Origin of the sequence: Yoonia sp. BS5-3 (assembly GCF_038069655.2) — a bacterium.
Lineage (GTDB): Bacteria > Pseudomonadota > Alphaproteobacteria > Rhodobacterales > Rhodobacteraceae > Yoonia > Yoonia phaeophyticola.
Genome location: NZ_CP150951.2, coordinates 2,869,064 through 2,885,044, shown reverse-complemented (window position 1 = coordinate 2,885,044; position 15,981 = coordinate 2,869,064). Strand labels below are relative to the sequence as shown.

Sequence of the window (15,981 nt, the reverse complement as noted above, 5' to 3'; positions counted from 1 at the left end):
GAACCCGTATGCCTTACGAATGGTCACCGAAACAGCCGGATGCAGCCCCCCAATGGCAGCTGAGCCTTTGGCCTTACAGATCGCTTTTGCGCAAGGATTTTGTCCTGTTCATCGGGGCTACCGCGCTGCTCGTTAGCCTGCCGCTGATCACTGTACTGGGCACTGCAGTCCTTTGGGCGCTGCTGCCGTTTTTTGCGATGATGATCGCCGGCCTGTGGTTCGCCCTGCATGTCAGCTACCGGAGGGGCGAGATTTTGGAAGAATTTACCGTGGGCGAAACGCAGGCCGCCCTGGTCCGGCATAATCCGACCGGGGACCGGCAGGAATGGAAAGCCAATCGGTATTGGGTGACCGTGCATATGCACCCCAAAGGCGGTCCGGTTGAAAACTATATCACCTTGCGAGGCGGCGACCGCGAGGTTGAGATCGGCGCGTTTCTCGATGCGGCTGAGCGGCTTGCACTTTACGACGATCTCAAACGGGCGCTACGACCCGTTTAGCCACGTAAGATAGGCTTTGAACCCATCTTGCATAACCTTACCCCAGCTTTGTCTTGACCATCGGCCCGACTTTTCCGAAATCCATCCGGCCGGTATATTCGCCCTTTAGCGCGGCCATGACCTTGCCCATATCCCGAATGCTGGATGCGCCAACCTGCGCAATCGCAGTATCAACAGCAGCCGAGGTTTCATCGGCATCCAATTGCCGGGGCAGGAATTCTTCGATGATCTTGATCTCAGCCAACTCTTTTTCAGCCAGTTCCAGCCGCCCGCCCTCTTCATAGGCGCGTGCGCTTTCCTGGCGCTGTTTGACCATACGGCCCATGATCGTCAGCACATCGGCATCGCCGACACCGCTTGCCTCGCTATCCGAGCCGCGCAGCGCGATATCCTTGTCTTTGATTGCGGCATTGATCAGCCGCAAAGTTGAAAGGCGATCAGCCTCTTTCGCCTTCATCGCATCCTTGAGGGCCGCATTGACCCGGTCGCGCATGTCCATTGATCTGTTCCGTTCTGTCCCGTCAAACGAAACCTCAGCTTACCTGTGCCGCCGCCCAGTGACAAGCGCCCCTTGCGTCGGGTCAGCCTTGTTTGCAAGGCAGACATCTGCGCCTTGACCCTGCCCGCCAGCCCCCTTAAACCCGGGCCAATTTGGCAAATTGAGGATCCCGCAATGACGCAGAAACCGACCGCCTGTCTGGCCCTCGCGGATGGCACGATCTTCTATGGGGTCGGCTTTGGTGCAACCGGCGAAACCGTGGCTGAGCTGTGTTTCAACACCGCCATGACCGGCTATCAGGAAATCATGACCGATCCGTCCTATGCCGGACAGGTCGTTACCTTCACCTTCCCCCATATCGGCAATACCGGTGTCACCCCCGAGGATGACGAAACTGCCGATCCGTTTGCCGCAGGCATGATCGTCAAATGGGACCCGACCCTTGCCTCAAACTGGCGGGCAACACAGGAATTGACGGACTGGCTGGTCAGCCGCGACCGGATCGGGATGGGCGGTGTTGACACACGGCGTCTGACCCGCGCGATCCGCCAGCAAGGCGCCCCGCATGTGGCGCTTGCCCATGACCCCGATGGCAATTTCGACATCGAAAAGCTGGTCCAAAAAGCCCGGGCTTTCCAAGGGCTTGAAGGGCTCGACCTGGCCAAAGACGTCACCTGCGCCCAGTCGTACCACTGGGATGAAATGCGGTGGGCCTGGCCGGATGGCTATCCGCGCCAAACGGACCCCAAATTCAAGGTCGTTGCCATTGATTATGGCGCCAAGCGGAACATCCTGCGCTGCCTGGCCAGTGCCGGATGCGATGTCACTGTGCTGCCCGCGACGGCCACCGCTGAAGACGTGCTGGCCTTGAACCCCGATGGGGTCTTCCTGTCCAACGGTCCTGGCGACCCGGCGGCAACGGGCGCTTATGCTGTGCCGATGATCAAGGGCGTTCTGGACACCGATATCCCGGTCTTTGGGATTTGCCTGGGGCACCAAATGCTCGCCCTAGCGCTGGGGGCCAAAACGGTTAAGATGAACCACGGCCACCATGGGGCGAACCATCCGGTCAAAGACAAGGAAACCGGCAAGGTTGAGATCACATCAATGAATCACGGCTTTGCGGTGGATGCGCAAAGCCTGCCGGCCGGTGTAGTCGAAACCCATGTGTCTTTGTTTGACGGCAGCAATTGCGGTATCCGGCTTGAGGGGCGTCCAGTCTTCAGTGTGCAATATCATCCCGAGGCAAGCCCCGGCCCACAAGACAGCTATTATCTGTTTGAGCGCTTTGCCGATGCCATGGACAAGGCGAAAAAGGCCAGTGTCTCCTAAAAGACCAGTGTCTCCTAGCGGTTTAACTCTTGCTTAACCAAGCTATACGATCCTTTGCCGGCTGGGTTTTAGGGTTCGTATGTTGCATTTCGGCGATCAGATAAGCGACGGTGATGCGCGCAGGTTGCCTGTGGTCGATCATGATGATCTGACCACAGAGCTGATCCATGACGGTCTGCTGACACCGCAGGACGCGGCAGAGGCACGGCAGATTGCCCGCCGGCAGGCGGTGCCGCTTCATGATGTTTTGTGGCGCACTTTTGACGTCCCCGAATTTTCAATTGCGGGTCTTCTGGCGGAACGGGCCGGAACCCAATTGATCAACCCGGTCGAACAGCGCCCCGATCTTAGCCTGATCCTGCGTTACGGGGCGCAATCCTGCCTGCGCAACGGGCTCATGCCCTGGCGCCAGATCGGCAGCGAAACGATTGTTCTGACGACACGCCCCGAATGGTTTTCCCAACACAGCGCCACATTGCGCGCAATTTTTGGGCCGGTTCGCATGGCAGTCACGACGCGGGAACATTTGTACCGCTCGATCAATACGCTTTGCGGTGACCTGCTGGTCGAAGCCGCAGAAACCAAGGTCCGGCCTTCAGAAAGCTGCCGCGATTGGAACCCAGGCCGCGCGCTTTGGGTCGGTATCTTAATCCTTCTGGCGGCCATTTTGGCATCCATCTTCGCGCCGCAGGCCTTTATCGCCCTGCTGACCGGCTGGGCCATCATTACGCTGGTGCTGACCACCGCATTAAAGGCCGTCGCGGCCTTTATCGGCTGGCGCACACGCCCCGTTCCGGCCCCCAATGTCACCCCCGCCCGCCTGCCTGTGATCAGCGTGCTCGTCCCGCTTTATAATGAAACCGCCATCGCCGAGCATCTGCTTGCCCGGCTCAAAGCGCTCGATTACCCCCGGGCGCTTTTGGATATTTGCCTTGTGCTTGAGGCGGATGATACGACCACACGCGCCACGCTGGGCCGCACGACCCTGCCGACCTGGATGCGCGCAATTGTCGTGCCCAAAGGGACCGTGAAAACCAAACCCCGTGCCTTGAATTACGCGTTGGATTTCGCACGCGGCAGCATCATCGGGATCTGGGATGCCGAAGATGCACCCGCCCCCGATCAATTGCGTATCGTTGCGGACCATTTTGCCAAACACGGGCCCGAGGTGGCCTGCCTGCAAGGCACGCTGGACTATTACAACGCGGGCACCAATTGGCTGACCCGCTGTTTTACAATCGAATATGCCAGCTGGTTTCGGGTGATCCTGCCGGGCTTACAACGGCTGGGGCTGGTCATCCCGCTGGGGGGAACAACCCTGTTTTTCCGGCGTGGCGTGATTGAGGAATTGGGCGGATGGGATGCCCATAACGTGACCGAGGATGCCGATCTTGGGGTCCGGCTGGCCCGGCATGGCTATCGCACCGAATTGATCCAAACCGTCACCGAGGAAGAGGCAAATGGCCGCGCCTGGCCATGGGTCAAACAGCGCTCTCGCTGGCTCAAGGGATATGCGATCACCTATGGGGTGCATATGCGCGATCCCGGCGCGCTCTGGCAGGATCTGGGCGGCTGGCGGTTCTTCGGGGTGCAGCTTTTGTTTCTGGGCACGCTATCGCAATTCGTCTTGGCGCCCCTTTTATGGAGCTTCTGGCTTTCACCCTTTGGGTTTTCGCATCCGCTCAGCGGCTTGCTGCCGTCATGGGGCTTTTGGGCCTTGGCGGGGCTTTTCATACTGTCCGAATTGGTGGGATTTGCCGCCGCAATCGTAGGTCTGCGCAAGGCGGAAAAACCCTGGCTGATCAAATGGGCGCTCACCCTGCAATTCTATTTTCCGCTGGGGGCAATGGCCGCCTATAAGGGGCTTTGGGAGTTGGCGCGCAGGCCGTTTTATTGGGATAAAACCGCCCATGGTGTGTTGCTGCCAAAGGGCTGGCACGCCAAAACTACTGCGCCGCCTCAACAGCTTGGGCGTCCAGTCTTAGACGGGTGACATAGGCCTCTGAGATATGATCGCGCAGCGCCTTGTCTGCCGCGTCCCCGTCACCGGCCTCAATCGCGGCAACGATGACGCTATGTTCTTCCAGCGTCTCAGCGCTGCGCCCCTCGGCGGCAAGCGATGTAGTCGCCAATAGCGCCATGGACCGGTGCACCAAATCAAGTTGGCGCATCAGAAACCGGTTATGCGAAGCAAGGTGGATTTGGCTGTGAAAGCGGCGGTTCGCCCGGCTCAGTGCAGCGGGATCTCCTACCAACTTGCGATCTTCTTCCAACATATCGCGCAGCACTTTGATTTCCTCAGGTGCTGCATGGCGGGCCGCCAACCGGGCCGCCAACCCTTCAAGCTCGCCGCGCACCACGTAAAGTTCGGACAATTGCGTATGATCAAGCGAAGCGACGATCAGCGAACGGCCATCGCGCGTCAGCAGCGATTGGGTTTCAAGGCGCTGCAATGCCTCGCGGATCGGTGTGCGCGAGACGCCGAAACGTTCAGCCAATTCGCTTTCAACCAACCGATCCCCGGGGGTGTAAGTGTGGTTGTCAATCGCCTCAAGAATGAGGGTATAGGCATCTTTATGCGCGGCACGGGGGTCTTGCATGGCGTGGAACCTCTTGTGATCAGCGCAGCATACGCGTCTGCCCCAAGCGCCACAAGCCAAAGCGATTGCATGCCCCTGCCCCCGCGCCTATCTTGCGCCCATGATCGCACCATATTTTGCCCATGTGAAAACCTGGGTCTTTGACCTCGACAACACGCTTTATCCGCCATCTGCTGATCTGTTCGGCCTTATGGACAGCCGTTTTTCGGCCTATGTGCAGCGCATCACCGGGTTGGATCAACCCGCGGCCTATACGCTTTGCCAGGACTATTGGCAGGCCTACGGGTCGACACTGGTTGGCTTGATGGAACATTACGACATCGACCCCCATGATTTTCTGGCCGATGTGCATGATATCGACATTTCACATCTGACCCCTTGTGATCAGCTGCGCACCGCCCTGACCGCCCTGCCGGGGCGCAAGATCGTCTATACAAACGGGTCGAGCAACCACGCCAAGCGGGTCCTGGCCGCCCGCGACCTGACCGCGCAATTTGATGCGGTTTACGGGGTTGAACATGCTGATTTCAAACCAAAACCGACCCAGATCGCCTTTGACACGGTCTTTGCCAAGGATGGGGTTATGCCCAAATCCAGCGCCATGTTTGAAGATGAGCCGCGCAATCTCAAAGTGCCCCACGCCTTGGGGATGCGCACGGTACATGTGCACCCGCAGCAGGCTCAGGCCGATCACATCCATCATCACACCGATGATCTGGCGGCTTTCTTGTCGCAGCTGGCGCGCTAACCCTTTTCGCAAGCACCGAACAGGCCTATCTGGGGCATATGAAGCGTGAAACCACAGATATCCTGATTTCAGGCGGCGGTGTCGCCGGGCTGACCGCCGCTGCGGCCTTTGGCACGGCTGGCTTTTCCGTCATCATCGTCGATCCTGCGGCACCGGTGACAAGCCCCGACGCACCCGGCTCTGATCTGCGCACAACCGCGTTTTTACAGCCCGCACGGACGTTTCTGGAACGCGCAGGACTGTGGGCCGCCCTCACCCCACATGCCACCCCGCTCCAGGTGATGCGGATCATCGATGCCGCCGCGACGCCGCATGTCATCCGCGACTTTGACGCCGCTGATATCTCGGACCTGCCATTTGGTTGGAACCTGCCGAACTGGCTATTGCGGCGCGAGATGGTCGCGCGGCTGACGGCCCTGCCCAATGTCGATTTCCGGCCCGGCACCGGCTTTGCCCGGATGCTGGCCCGGACGCAGACCGCTATCGTCACGCTCAGCAATGGCGCCCAAGTGGATGCAAAACTGGTGATCGGGGCCGATGGGCGTGCATCACCCCTGCGCAAAAGCGCTGGTATTGGCGTGAAAACAACGCGTTACGGCCAAAAGGCCCTGACCTTTGCAGTCACCCATGACGCCCCGCATCGCAATATTTCCACCGAAATTCACAAGCAAGGCGGGCCCTTCACACTGGTGCCATTGCCCGATCACTGCGGCAAACCATGCTCTGCCGTTGTCTGGATGGATAACGGGCCCGCAGTGCAGGCGCTGGCCGATCTACCGGCTCCCGCGTTTGAGGCCGCTGCAACAGCACGCGCCGCCGACACCTACGGCCCGCTTCGGCTTGTCACGGGTCGCAGCGTTTGGCCCATTATCAGCCAGATCGCCGATACAATCACCGGCCCGCGCTGCGCGCTTGTATCCGAAGCCGCCCATGTGATGCCCCCAATCGGGGCGCAGGGGCTGAATATGTCGCTGCAGGATTTGGCATGTCTGCTGGACCTCGCGGTTGCCAGCCCCGGACGGCTGGGCAGCCAAAAGATGCTGGATACCTATGCAAGCCAGCGCCATCCCGATATCAGGCTGCGCGTCGCAGGGATTGACGCGCTCAACCGTGCTTCGATCGCAGGCAGTCCGATATTGCAGGATCTACGGCGCAAAGGGATTGAGACGCTCTTTGGCATCAGTCCCATGCGGCACGGCCTGATGGAACTGGGTCTGGGCGCGCGCTAAGGCAATCGCCCTAAAGCACCCGGTCTAGCACCGGCACAAGCCGGGCCAAAGTGCCATCCACATCATAAAGCTTGTCCAAACCAAACAGGCCCAAGCGGAAAGTGCGGAAATCGGCGGGTTCATCACATTGCAGCGGTACCCCTGCTGCGATCTGCATGCCTTCTGCCGCGAATTTTGACCCGTTTTGAACGCCCGGATCATCGGTATAGCTGACGACGACACCCGGCGCGCCGAACCCTTCAGCAGCAACCGAACGAATGCCCTTATCGGCCAGCACCTTGCGCACGGCATTACCCAAGGCCCATTGTGCATCCTTCAGCTTGGCAAATCCGAATGCGCGTGTTTCCAACATCGTATCGCGGAAGGCGCGCAACCCGTCCGTGGGCATAGTGGTATGATACGCGTGCCCGCCATTTTCATAGGCCTGCATGATGCTGTGCCATTTCTTCAAATCAACGGCAAAGGAATTGGCACTGGTCTTTTCCATATGCGCCGCCGCGCGATCAGACATCATCACAAGCCCGGCAGAGGGGGTGGAAGACCACCCCTTTTGCGGCGCCGAGATCAACACATCGACACCGGTGTCCTTCATATCCACCCAAACACAGCCCGAGGCAATGCAGTCAAGCACCATCAGCGCCCCAACCTCATGGGCAGCGTCCGCCATGGCTTTAAGATAATCATCCGGCAGAATAATCCCGGCCGAGGTTTCCACATGCGGGGCAAAAACAACATCCGGCTTGGCCGCACGAATGCCTGCAACCACGTCCTCAATCGGGGCTGGAGCAAAGGGGGCGCGGCTGTCATTGCCCGTCTGGCGTGCCTTCAGTACGGTTGTTTCGGCAGTGAATTGGCCTGCCTCAAAAATCTGGGTCCAGCGATAGGAAAACCAGCCGTTCCGCACGATCAACGCATGGGCATCGCCGCCAAATTGACGGGCAACAGCCTCCATCGCGTAGGTGCCTCCGCCGGGTACAATCGCCACCTGATCGGCATTGTAGACCTCTTTCAGCATGGCTGAAATATCGGTCATCACGCCCTGAAACGCCTTTGACATATGGTTCAAGGACCGGTCGGTAAAGACAACCGAAAATTCCATTAGTCCATCCGGGTCAACAGTGCTGACTGCATCAACCATTTGCGTCTCCTACTTGCCTCGTCGCCGGTTACTCGTGCACCATCATTGCGGTAAAGTAAATTCCAGCATGACAACGCCAGCCAATACCAAATGCTATGCGCGATTGGAAAATTCGTTGCGCAAAGACATCGTTCAGCCTGTGCGTGCAAGGGCACCCGTCATAAAGTAAGTCTGATTGCGCCCCAGTCCCTTTGCCCAGTACAGCGCATCATCAGCGGCCTTGATTGCCGCATTGATATCTTCATTTTGTGCCTTGGATGCCCCACCAATGGACACGGTCACGAAAACTGCCCCCCCATCAACCTCGATTTTCTGATCGGCAACACTGGATCGCATCCGCTCGGCCACCTGCACAGAATGTTGGTGATCTGCCCGGTCCAAAAAAATCAAAAACTCTTCCCCGCCAAACCGGCAAATGATGTCCCCCTCCCGCAAATTTTGACGCAGGCGTTCGGCAACGGACCGGATAACCTCATCCCCTGCCAAATGACCATGGGTATCATTGATACGCTTGAAGTGATCGATATCGACCATCAGTGACACGCCAAAAGATGCCTCACATTGGGCCAATTCAGAGAAAAAACAATCGCGTGTGGCGACACCGGTCAAACGGTCCGAATTCACAAGGCGCAACAATTCATCAGACATCAACGTCGCGCGCCGGAGCGATGTCGTGGCAATCAGTGCCGCCGGCCCGACGACCAGGACCGTTAGAATAACATGAGTGAAAATTGTTGTACCAAACATAGCCGTTTCAAGATGACGATGCTGATGATCAACTGCACCCTGACCATGAACAAAAAATTCGAACGCACCCATTGCGCCCCCAGCGACAACGCAAGCTAAGATGGTCACCATCAAGCAATTCTTAAAATGCCGCAAATTGATCATGGTGGCGTTGTAACGACGTGCGGTTAAGACATCACAAAAGACGAAACGCAGCCGTGTAGGAAATCTATTTCATTGCTCAAGGGGGCCAGATAACCGCTCTTCGCTGAGAAGAACATTGGCCTCAACATCCCCGACCCCCGGCAATGTCATGATCCGGCGGCGCAGCACACGTTCGAAATCGGCCAGATCACGGGCAATGACCCGGACACGGTAATCATAAAGACCCAGCACATGCTCAACGGTCTGCACTTCAGGGATCGCGCCAATGGCGCGCTCAAAATCTTCAAGACTGACCCGGCCCTTGGTGGCCAGTTTCACACCCAGAAAAACGGTGACGCCAAAGCCAAGACTGGCACTATCCAGCATCAAGCGGCGTCCTGCGATCACGCCCGCCTCTTGCAGGCGCTTGATCCGGCGCCAGGTCGCAGGCTGGCTGAGCCCCAGTTTCTGCCCAAGCCGCGATGTGGATTGATCAGCGTTCTGCGCCAATGCGCGCAGGATTGCGCGGTCCGTCTCATCCAGGGTCATATCGGCAGGCTTTCGTCTGATTTAACATTGGCCACGGTCATCAATGCCTCGATATCGGCGATATGGGGCAAGGTCAGGATCGCCTCGCGATAAAGGCGCTGATAGTCGGGCAGATCCCGGGCAATCAGCGAAAGACGCACATCAACACGGCCCAGAAATGTCTGAATTTCAATGACCGCCGGGACCGCACGGGCGGCTTCCAGAAATTCATCAAAGGCGCGCGGCTGGGTCTTATCAAGGGTGATGCGCAGGCTCACCTCAATCGAAAAGCCCAGAGCGCGCCAATTGATCACCGCACGGCTAGGCTGCAACACGCCATCTGTACGCAGCTTTTCAACGCGGCGGGTCACACGCGCAGGCGTCATGCCCATTGCCTTGGCCAGGTCCGGCAGGCTTTGCGCGGGATCATTTTGCATCAAGCGCAGAATACGGCGATCAACATCATCAAGCATGAAAACACCACTAATTCGTAAAACGGCGCATAGCAATCATCACATTTCCAAAAATACTCAAATTTTCACACTCACAATCATCGCCAAACTTCGCTAAACACGCCGCAAATCAACCAAGCAAAGGACCAAGCCCATGCGCGTTTATTACGACCGCGATTGCGATGTGAACCTGATCAAAGACAAAAAAGTGGCCATTCTGGGCTATGGCAGCCAAGGCCACGCCCATGCGCTGAACCTGCGCGACAGCGGCGCAAAAAACCTTGTTGTCGCCCTGCGCGAAGGCTCGCCCTCCGCGGCCAAAGCCGAAGCTGAAGGCCTGCAGGTCATGGGCATCGCAGAGGCCGCCGCATGGTGCGACCTGATCATGTTCACAATGCCCGATGAACTGCAGGCTGAGACCTACAAGAAATACGTCCATGACAACATCAAGCCTGGTTCAGCGATCGCCTTCGCCCACGGCTTGAATGTTCATTTCGGTCTGATTGAGCCAAAAGACGGCGTCGACGTCATCATGATGGCCCCCAAAGGCCCCGGCCACACTGTGCGCGGCGAATACACCAAAGGCGGCGGCGTGCCCTGCCTGATCGCGGTCGACACAGACGCATCCGGCAAAGCCCAAGAAATCGGCCTCTCCTATTGTTCAGCCATCGGCGGCGGACGCTCGGGCATTATTGAGACCAACTTCCGTCAGGAATGCGAAACTGACCTCTTTGGTGAGCAGGCCGTGCTGTGTGGCGGGATCGTGGAACTGATCCGTCTGGGCTTTGAAACACTGGTCGAAGCTGGCTACGAGCCCGAGATGGCCTATTTCGAATGCCTGCACGAAACCAAGCTGATCGTGGACCTGATCTATGAAGGCGGGATTGCGAATATGGATTACTCGATCTCGAACACTGCCGAATATGGTCAATATGTCACCGGCCCACGCATCCTGCCTTATGAGCAGACCAAGAAGGCGATGAAAGAGGCGCTGGCAGACATCCAATCCGGCAAGTTCGTGCGTGATTTCATGCTGGAAAACGCTGTGGGTCAGCCAACGATCAAAGCATCCCGCCGGGCAAATGACGAACATCAGATCGAACAGGTTGGTGCGAAACTGCGCGCGATGATGCCTTGGATTTCCGAAGGTAAGATGGTCGACAAAGCCAAAAACTAAGCCGTAAGATGGGTCTTGCCCCATCACACGTGGCGGACGCTTTTCAATAAGCGTCCGCCATTTTTGTATCAAGCACCTTTATGACGATCAAAACCATTCCCGCACCGCGATCACTGAAATCAAAGATCGAAGAGTTACGTCAACAGACCTTCAAGGAACACCGACTGCGGCAACCGTTTGCTTTTCCGACAAACAGCTATGAAACGCTCAGCGCACCAGCAATCAAAAGCGCTTTCTGGGATCCTTTGGGCCACCCGCTGAAAACAAGCCCGGTCATTTTCGTCGCAATGCAAGGCGATCAAGTGGTCGGCTACATTCAGATTTCCCGTCGGGACTCTATCCCTAAACTCAAGGCATTTCCTGTAAACATTGTCGACATTCATGTCGTTGAAGGACACCGCGGAAATGGTATCGGTGAAAGCCTGTTAAACCACGTCAAAGCTCTTGCAGACGAAAACGATTGGGCCAACCTGACCGCAACGGTTTACCTTGGCAAAACACTTATCGAAGTCAAAATTATTTCTGACAGAATACAGTACCTGAGCATGGTACCGACAGAGCTGAACCATCAGATCGCATTCGGATTGTGTCTAGGTTTCTGGCACGAAAAGTTTCTGTTGTTTTTCCATGTCAGGTGGACCACGCCACAAGTCGCACGTCAGAGCAAGTCCGCCCGACTTCCGCGTCGTCCCGTAAATGCCTCGCCGTCGGCAACAACACCGATTTCAACTGGCCGCCTTTTCCTCCAGCTCCAGCCATTCGTCCTCGGCTGCGCCCAGGGCTATTTGCCGCGCGACAAGCGCGTCGGTGGCTTTTTGGAACTTCACCGGCTCGCGTGTGAAAAGATCGGGATCGGCCAGCAGTTCTTCGAGCTTGGCAATCTCGGCCGTCAGCCGATCGATCTCGGCTGGCAGCGCCTCAAGCCGGTGTCTTTCCGTAAAGGACAAACCAGATGCGGCCTGTTTCTTTTCGGCCTGTTTTTCCTTCTTGGGCGCAGGTTTGGGCGCCTCGGGGGCCTCGGCGAAATCACCGCCACGTTGGGCGCGATAATCGCTCCAGCCGCCCGCATAAACGACCGCTTGGCCGTTGCCCTCCATCGCGATTGTGGTCGTGGCGACCCGGTCCAGAAAATCCCGGTCGTGACTGACCAGCAGCACCGTGCCGTCATATTCGCCCAAGATATCCTGCAATAGATCAAGGGTTTCGATGTCCAGATCATTAGTCGGCTCATCAAGCACCAAAAGATTACTTTCGCGCGCCATCAGCCGGGCCAAAAGCAGGCGGGCCTTTTCGCCCCCCGACAGTGAACGAACAGGCGCGCGGGCCTGGGCCTCATCGAATAGAAACTCCTTCAGATAGCCGACCACATGGCGCGGATTGCCCCGCACCATGACCTGATCAGATTTGCCAGAGACCCCAAGTTCGGGATCATTGGCCAGGTTTTCCCAAAGCGACATATCCACGTTCAGTGCGGCCCGTGTCTGATCGAAAAAGGCGATATCCAGATTGGTCCCCAATTTGACCGATCCCGCATCCGGGGTGGTCTGGCCCAGAAGCATCTTGATCAGGGTGGTCTTGCCAACCCCATTGGGGCCAACCAAAGCAATGCGGTCGCCGCGCTGCACGGTCAGATCAAAGCCTTTGACGATCTGCTTGCCCGCAAATGACTTGGACAGGCCAAAAGCTTCAATAACCTTGCGCCCTGATGCCTGGCCGCCCTCAAACGACAGCGCGGCGGTGCCCTGGCGTTTAATCTGCGCGGCCCGCTCGGCACGCAATTCCTGCAAGGCGCGCACGCGGCCCTGATTGCGCTTGCGGCGGGCGCTGATCCCTTCGACGGCCCAACGGGCCTCGGCCTTGATTTTGCGGTTCAGCTTATGGCGCTGCTGGTCTTCCTCTTCCCAGATCTTGTCGCGCCATTCCTCAAAGCGCTCAAACCCCTGCTCGGCGCGGCGGACCTGCCCGCGGTCGATCCATAGGGTGGCCCGGGTCAAAGCGCGCAAAAATGCACGGTCATGCGAAATCAGCACAAAGCCCGCGCGGGTCTGTTTCAACTCTTGTTCGAGCCAGGCGATGGCCTCGATATCCAGATGGTTTGTCGGCTCATCCAGCAGCATCAGCTCAGGCGCCTCGGCCATCAGTTTGGCCAATGCGGCACGGCGCCGCTCACCGCCAGACGCCGTGGCAACATCGCCGCCAGGGTCAAATTTCAGGCCCTCGGCAACCATATCAACCTTATATGCCTCTTCTGCGGGCAGGCCGCTGGCGGCATAATCACCCAATGTGGCGCAGCCGGCCATGCTGGGGTCCTGCTCCATATAGCCGACCTGCACACCAGGGGCGGCCACGCGGGTGCCGGTATCTGGCTCAACCAGCCCGGCCATAACCTTCATCAAGGTCGATTTGCCCGAGCCATTGCGCCCCACCAAAGCCACCCGATCCGCCGGTTGGACAATCAATGAAAGATCTTCGAACACAGGATCGCCGCCAAATGTCAGCGCAATCTGCGAGAGCTGTAAAAGAGGTGCACGGGCCATATGCGCCTGCTATGCCAGCGCCAGCCAAGGCGCAAGGGTCGATCCATCCCCTGGTGATCAGATGTCCGATCCCGAGTTTACGAAATGAAAGGAGATTGTGGCTAGACATCCTGAATATTCAGCTACCAGACCGGAACCCAACCATGAAACTGCGTTTGATTATGCTGCTCGTTATCGGGCCTCTTTTTGCACTGGCCGGGTATCTGATGTTTGACAAAGTCGGGGCGCAAAGGGCCCTTTTGGCTCAGGCACATGCCAACAGCGTAACGGTCGCCGAAGGGGCAATTGCTGGATCACTTGTGCATGAATTGCAGAAGGAACGGGGTTACTCTGCCGGATTCATTTCGTCGGCTGGGGGTAACTTCCCACAAGAACTGGGTGAACAACGCAGGGCAACCGACGAAAACGTCGCATTTTTTTAACGGAGCTTTCGATTCTGGCCGATTTATGGCCACAAGAAACCCAGGAAATCAGGACAAGGTTGGATCAGCTTCGCACAATCCGGTCGGACGTTGACCGTTTGGCGCTGACAGTGCCGGAAATGGTGCGTTACTACACCGGGACCATCAACCTGTTGCTAGAGATTTCGCACCCGGGTGGAACGGCAAGCGACGAAGGCCAGATGGTCGCTGCAATGACGGCACGCGCATTAATCGGATCGGCCAAGGAATCCGCAGGTTTGGAACGCGCCATGGGTGCCACGGGTCTGGGTGGCGGCTTTAACACGAGCGTCTACAACCGATATCTTCAACTGAACGGTGCGCAGACTATCTTGCTTGTGGAAGCTGCCAGCATTCTTCACGATTCCCAATGGCTTGCAAATATACAGCAATCCGATGCTTACAACGCCATTCAAAACGCACGCGAACAGATCTTTACCGGTGCAGAAACAGGCGATTTTGATGGGCTGACCGCTGGTCAGTGGTTCGCCATTTCAACAGCCTGGATCGACCTGCTGCGTGCCGAAGAACTCAAACTTGTGAATAACGTAACGCAATTGGCGACACAGGTCGAAACACAGGTCGGCGCTTCTTTCCAACGATTGGTAATTTTTGGCTCATTGACCACCCTATTCGTATTGTCTTTCGCCCTGTTCTCTTTCGAAAGAATGATCGCCCGCGTCAAATACCTCATTGGCGTGATTCATAAATTCACGAAAGGTGATTTCGGGATTTTCATTGATGGTATCGACGGCAAGGATGAGCTGAGCCGGATGGCCCGCGCGATCTATCACTTCAAGCAAGACACACTTGAAATGCAAAAAAATGCTGAAAACCTCAAAGCTGATCAAGAGCGGATCAAGCAAGAACAGGACCAGGTCGTGACGGCCATCCGAAATGGGTTAAACCGGCTGTCAGAGGGTGATTTGACTCAGCATTTCGCCGATGCCTTCCCCGAAGAATATGAAGGTCTTCGGCGCGATTTCAACACGACTGTCGCCAGACTGAACTCGGCGCTTTGCGACGTGGCGGATGCGACAATCAGCATCCGCTCCGGCTCTGACGCGCTTCGGGATTCGTCAGCTGACCTCTCCTTGCGGGCAGAGGAACAGGCGAAAACTGTCAAGCAAACCGCCGCAACCTTGCAAGAGGTTATGTCAAGCGTCCGATCTTCCGCCAAAGATGCGGGTGATGTCCGCCAAACAACACAAACGGCCCGCGCAGAAGCGCTGGAAAGTGACCCGGTAGTCAAACGGGCGATTGACGCCATGCAAGAGATTTCAGGATCGTCCGAACAAATCGCGCAAATCATCGGGCTGATCGAAGATATTGCTTTCCAGACCAATTTACTTGCACTGAACGCCGGTGTTGAAGCCGCCCGCGCAGGGGAGGCGGGACGCGGCTTTGCTGTCGTCGCATCCGAAGTCCGCGCGCTTGCGCAACGCTCATCCGAGGCGACCTTGGAAATCAAGTCCCTTATCGACGAAAGTGCCGCTCATGTGAGCAGCGGCGTCGATCTGGTGAACAAAGCCGGATCTGCACTCAAATCCATCGTCGAACAAGTCACTCAAATCTCGAACCTCGTCTCAAGTATGGCTGAAGGTTCGGTCGAACAGGCTGCCGAACTTGAGGGGATCAACTCGGGCGTCGGCCAGGTGGATACGGTAACACAAAAGACGGCCACAATGGTCCAAGAGGCCCGAGAGACCTGCGAAAATCTCAATGAATATGCGGGGCAACTCGAACAGTCGGTCCAACAATTTACACTGTCGCGCGATGTCCAGGGACGCCAAACTCTGGCCGCCTGACGACCAGACGCACAGCAAATTGGCCTGATCAGGCGCCTATGCAGATGTCGGTTTTGTCAGACGCTAGCTGCATTCAATCACGCAAAGCTGCGCCAAATCGCAGCTAACATACCGCATCCCAAT

At 57.2% G+C, this 15,981-nt stretch carries 15 protein-coding genes and 1 pseudogene; 9 read left to right on the top strand and 7 right to left on the bottom strand.

What is annotated here, in order from left to right; genetic code table 11:
- The first annotated feature begins 8 nt into the window (after nt 1–8).
- Nucleotides 9–500, top strand: a complete 492-nt coding sequence (locus tag AABB29_RS14665; RefSeq protein ID WP_341366203.1) for a DUF2244 domain-containing protein — start codon at nt 9–11, stop codon at nt 498–500.
- A 37-nt stretch (nt 501–537) separates the two neighbouring features.
- Here the strand turns inward: AABB29_RS14665 and AABB29_RS14660 are convergent, their stop codons facing one another.
- Nucleotides 538–999: a GatB/YqeY domain-containing protein gene (locus AABB29_RS14660; protein WP_341366204.1), complete on the bottom strand. Its 462-nt coding sequence runs from the start codon at nt 997–999 to the stop codon at nt 538–540.
- A gap of 174 nt (nt 1,000–1,173) precedes the next feature.
- Between AABB29_RS14660 and carA the strand changes: the two genes are divergently transcribed.
- Both carA and AABB29_RS14650 read left to right on the top strand, forming a co-directional pair.
- Nucleotides 1,174–2,331 (top strand): glutamine-hydrolyzing carbamoyl-phosphate synthase small subunit, encoded by a 1,158-nt coding sequence (gene carA / locus AABB29_RS14655; protein WP_341366205.1) that lies wholly within the window; start codon nt 1,174–1,176, stop codon nt 2,329–2,331.
- Between the two features lie 79 nt (nt 2,332–2,410).
- Complete coding sequence (locus tag AABB29_RS14650) at nt 2,411–4,324, top strand: glycosyltransferase family 2 protein (RefSeq protein ID WP_341366206.1); 1,914 nt, start codon at nt 2,411–2,413, stop codon at nt 4,322–4,324.
- On the opposite strand, the gene AABB29_RS14645 is transcribed toward AABB29_RS14650, so the two are convergent.
- Entirely contained in the window at nt 4,278–4,931 is a 654-nt protein-coding gene (locus tag AABB29_RS14645) for a GntR family transcriptional regulator (RefSeq protein ID WP_341366207.1), read from the bottom strand. The two genes, AABB29_RS14650 and AABB29_RS14645, sit on opposite strands and share 47 nt — an antisense overlap.
- Nucleotides 4,932–5,031: 100 nt before the next feature.
- Here AABB29_RS14645 and AABB29_RS14640 point away from each other — a divergent pair, with 100 nt between their 5' ends.
- Nucleotides 5,032–5,679, top strand: a complete 648-nt coding sequence (locus AABB29_RS14640; RefSeq protein ID WP_341366208.1) for a pyrimidine 5'-nucleotidase — start codon at nt 5,032–5,034, stop codon at nt 5,677–5,679.
- A 38-nt stretch (nt 5,680–5,717) separates the two neighbouring features.
- Nucleotides 5,718–6,908, top strand: coding sequence for an FAD-dependent monooxygenase (locus tag AABB29_RS14635; protein ID WP_341366209.1), 1,191 nt, complete (start codon nt 5,718–5,720; stop codon nt 6,906–6,908).
- 10 nt (nt 6,909–6,918) lie between these two features.
- Here AABB29_RS14635 and AABB29_RS14630 read toward each other — a convergent pair whose 3' ends face one another.
- From AABB29_RS14630 to AABB29_RS14615, 4 genes are all read right to left on the bottom strand, one after another.
- Complete coding sequence (locus tag AABB29_RS14630; protein WP_341366210.1) at nt 6,919–8,046, bottom strand: aminotransferase class V-fold PLP-dependent enzyme; 1,128 nt, start codon at nt 8,044–8,046, stop codon at nt 6,919–6,921.
- A gap of 132 nt (nt 8,047–8,178) precedes the next feature.
- The gene (locus AABB29_RS14625) at nt 8,179–8,793 is read right to left on the bottom strand and encodes a GGDEF domain-containing protein (RefSeq protein WP_341366211.1); all 615 of its coding nucleotides are present in this window, start codon (nt 8,791–8,793) and stop codon (nt 8,179–8,181) included.
- A 213-nt stretch (nt 8,794–9,006) separates the two neighbouring features.
- Complete coding sequence (locus tag AABB29_RS14620; RefSeq protein ID WP_341366212.1) at nt 9,007–9,465, bottom strand: Lrp/AsnC family transcriptional regulator; 459 nt, start codon at nt 9,463–9,465, stop codon at nt 9,007–9,009.
- Complete coding sequence (locus AABB29_RS14615) at nt 9,462–9,917, bottom strand: Lrp/AsnC family transcriptional regulator (RefSeq protein WP_341366213.1); 456 nt, start codon at nt 9,915–9,917, stop codon at nt 9,462–9,464. Before AABB29_RS14615 ends, AABB29_RS14620 begins: the two co-directional genes overlap by 4 nt.
- Before the next feature lie 133 nt (nt 9,918–10,050).
- Here AABB29_RS14615 and ilvC point away from each other — a divergent pair, with 133 nt between their 5' ends.
- Complete coding sequence (gene ilvC / locus AABB29_RS14610; RefSeq protein ID WP_341366214.1) at nt 10,051–11,073, top strand: ketol-acid reductoisomerase; 1,023 nt, start codon at nt 10,051–10,053, stop codon at nt 11,071–11,073.
- Between the two features lie 80 nt (nt 11,074–11,153).
- Nucleotides 11,154–11,534 (top strand): annotated as a pseudogene (locus AABB29_RS14605) (GNAT family N-acetyltransferase); the annotation flags it as partial.
- Between the two features lie 264 nt (nt 11,535–11,798).
- Here AABB29_RS14605 and AABB29_RS14600 read toward each other — a convergent pair.
- Nucleotides 11,799–13,610, bottom strand: coding sequence for an ATP-binding cassette domain-containing protein (locus AABB29_RS14600; RefSeq protein WP_341366215.1), 1,812 nt, complete (start codon nt 13,608–13,610; stop codon nt 11,799–11,801).
- Between the two features lie 143 nt (nt 13,611–13,753).
- Here AABB29_RS14600 and AABB29_RS14595 point away from each other — a divergent pair, with 143 nt between their 5' ends.
- Nucleotides 13,754–14,032 carry a nitrate- and nitrite sensing domain-containing protein gene (locus AABB29_RS14595; protein ID WP_373636596.1) on the top strand — a complete coding sequence of 93 codons (279 nt, stop codon included), beginning with the start codon at nt 13,754–13,756 and terminating at the stop codon, nt 14,030–14,032.
- Between the two features lie 59 nt (nt 14,033–14,091).
- On the top strand, nt 14,092–15,858 hold the full coding sequence (locus AABB29_RS14590; protein WP_373636595.1) for a methyl-accepting chemotaxis protein: 1,767 nt from the start codon (nt 14,092–14,094) through the stop codon (nt 15,856–15,858).
- The last annotated feature ends 123 nt before the right edge of the window (nt 15,859–15,981 follow it).

Bases quoted from the DNA above. Each gene is read 5' to 3' on its own strand.
- carA (WP_341366205.1), top strand. From the start codon at position 1,174: ATGACGCAGAAACCGACCGCCTGTCTGGCCCTCGCGGATGGCACGATC.
- ilvC (WP_341366214.1), top strand. From the start codon at position 10,051: ATGCGCGTTTATTACGACCGCGATTGCGATGTGAACCTGATCAAAGAC.
- AABB29_RS14620 (WP_341366212.1), bottom strand. From the start codon at position 9,465: ATGACCCTGGATGAGACGGACCGCGCAATCCTGCGCGCATTGGCGCAG.
- AABB29_RS14660 (WP_341366204.1), bottom strand. From the start codon at position 999: ATGGACATGCGCGACCGGGTCAATGCGGCCCTCAAGGATGCGATGAAG.
- AABB29_RS14650 (WP_341366206.1), top strand. From the start codon at position 2,411: ATGTTGCATTTCGGCGATCAGATAAGCGACGGTGATGCGCGCAGGTTG.
- AABB29_RS14635 (WP_341366209.1), top strand. From the start codon at position 5,718: ATGAAGCGTGAAACCACAGATATCCTGATTTCAGGCGGCGGTGTCGCC.
- AABB29_RS14615 (WP_341366213.1), bottom strand. From the start codon at position 9,917: ATGCTTGATGATGTTGATCGCCGTATTCTGCGCTTGATGCAAAATGAT.
- AABB29_RS14640 (WP_341366208.1), top strand. From the start codon at position 5,032: ATGATCGCACCATATTTTGCCCATGTGAAAACCTGGGTCTTTGACCTC.
- AABB29_RS14645 (WP_341366207.1), bottom strand. From the start codon at position 4,931: ATGCAAGACCCCCGTGCCGCGCATAAAGATGCCTATACCCTCATTCTT.
- AABB29_RS14600 (WP_341366215.1), bottom strand. From the start codon at position 13,610: ATGGCCCGTGCACCTCTTTTACAGCTCTCGCAGATTGCGCTGACATTT.
- AABB29_RS14595 (WP_373636596.1), top strand. From the start codon at position 13,754: ATGAAACTGCGTTTGATTATGCTGCTCGTTATCGGGCCTCTTTTTGCA.
- AABB29_RS14665 (WP_341366203.1), top strand. From the start codon at position 9: ATGCCTTACGAATGGTCACCGAAACAGCCGGATGCAGCCCCCCAATGG.
- AABB29_RS14630 (WP_341366210.1), bottom strand. From the start codon at position 8,046: ATGGTTGATGCAGTCAGCACTGTTGACCCGGATGGACTAATGGAATTT.
- AABB29_RS14625 (WP_341366211.1), bottom strand. From the start codon at position 8,793: ATGTTTGGTACAACAATTTTCACTCATGTTATTCTAACGGTCCTGGTC.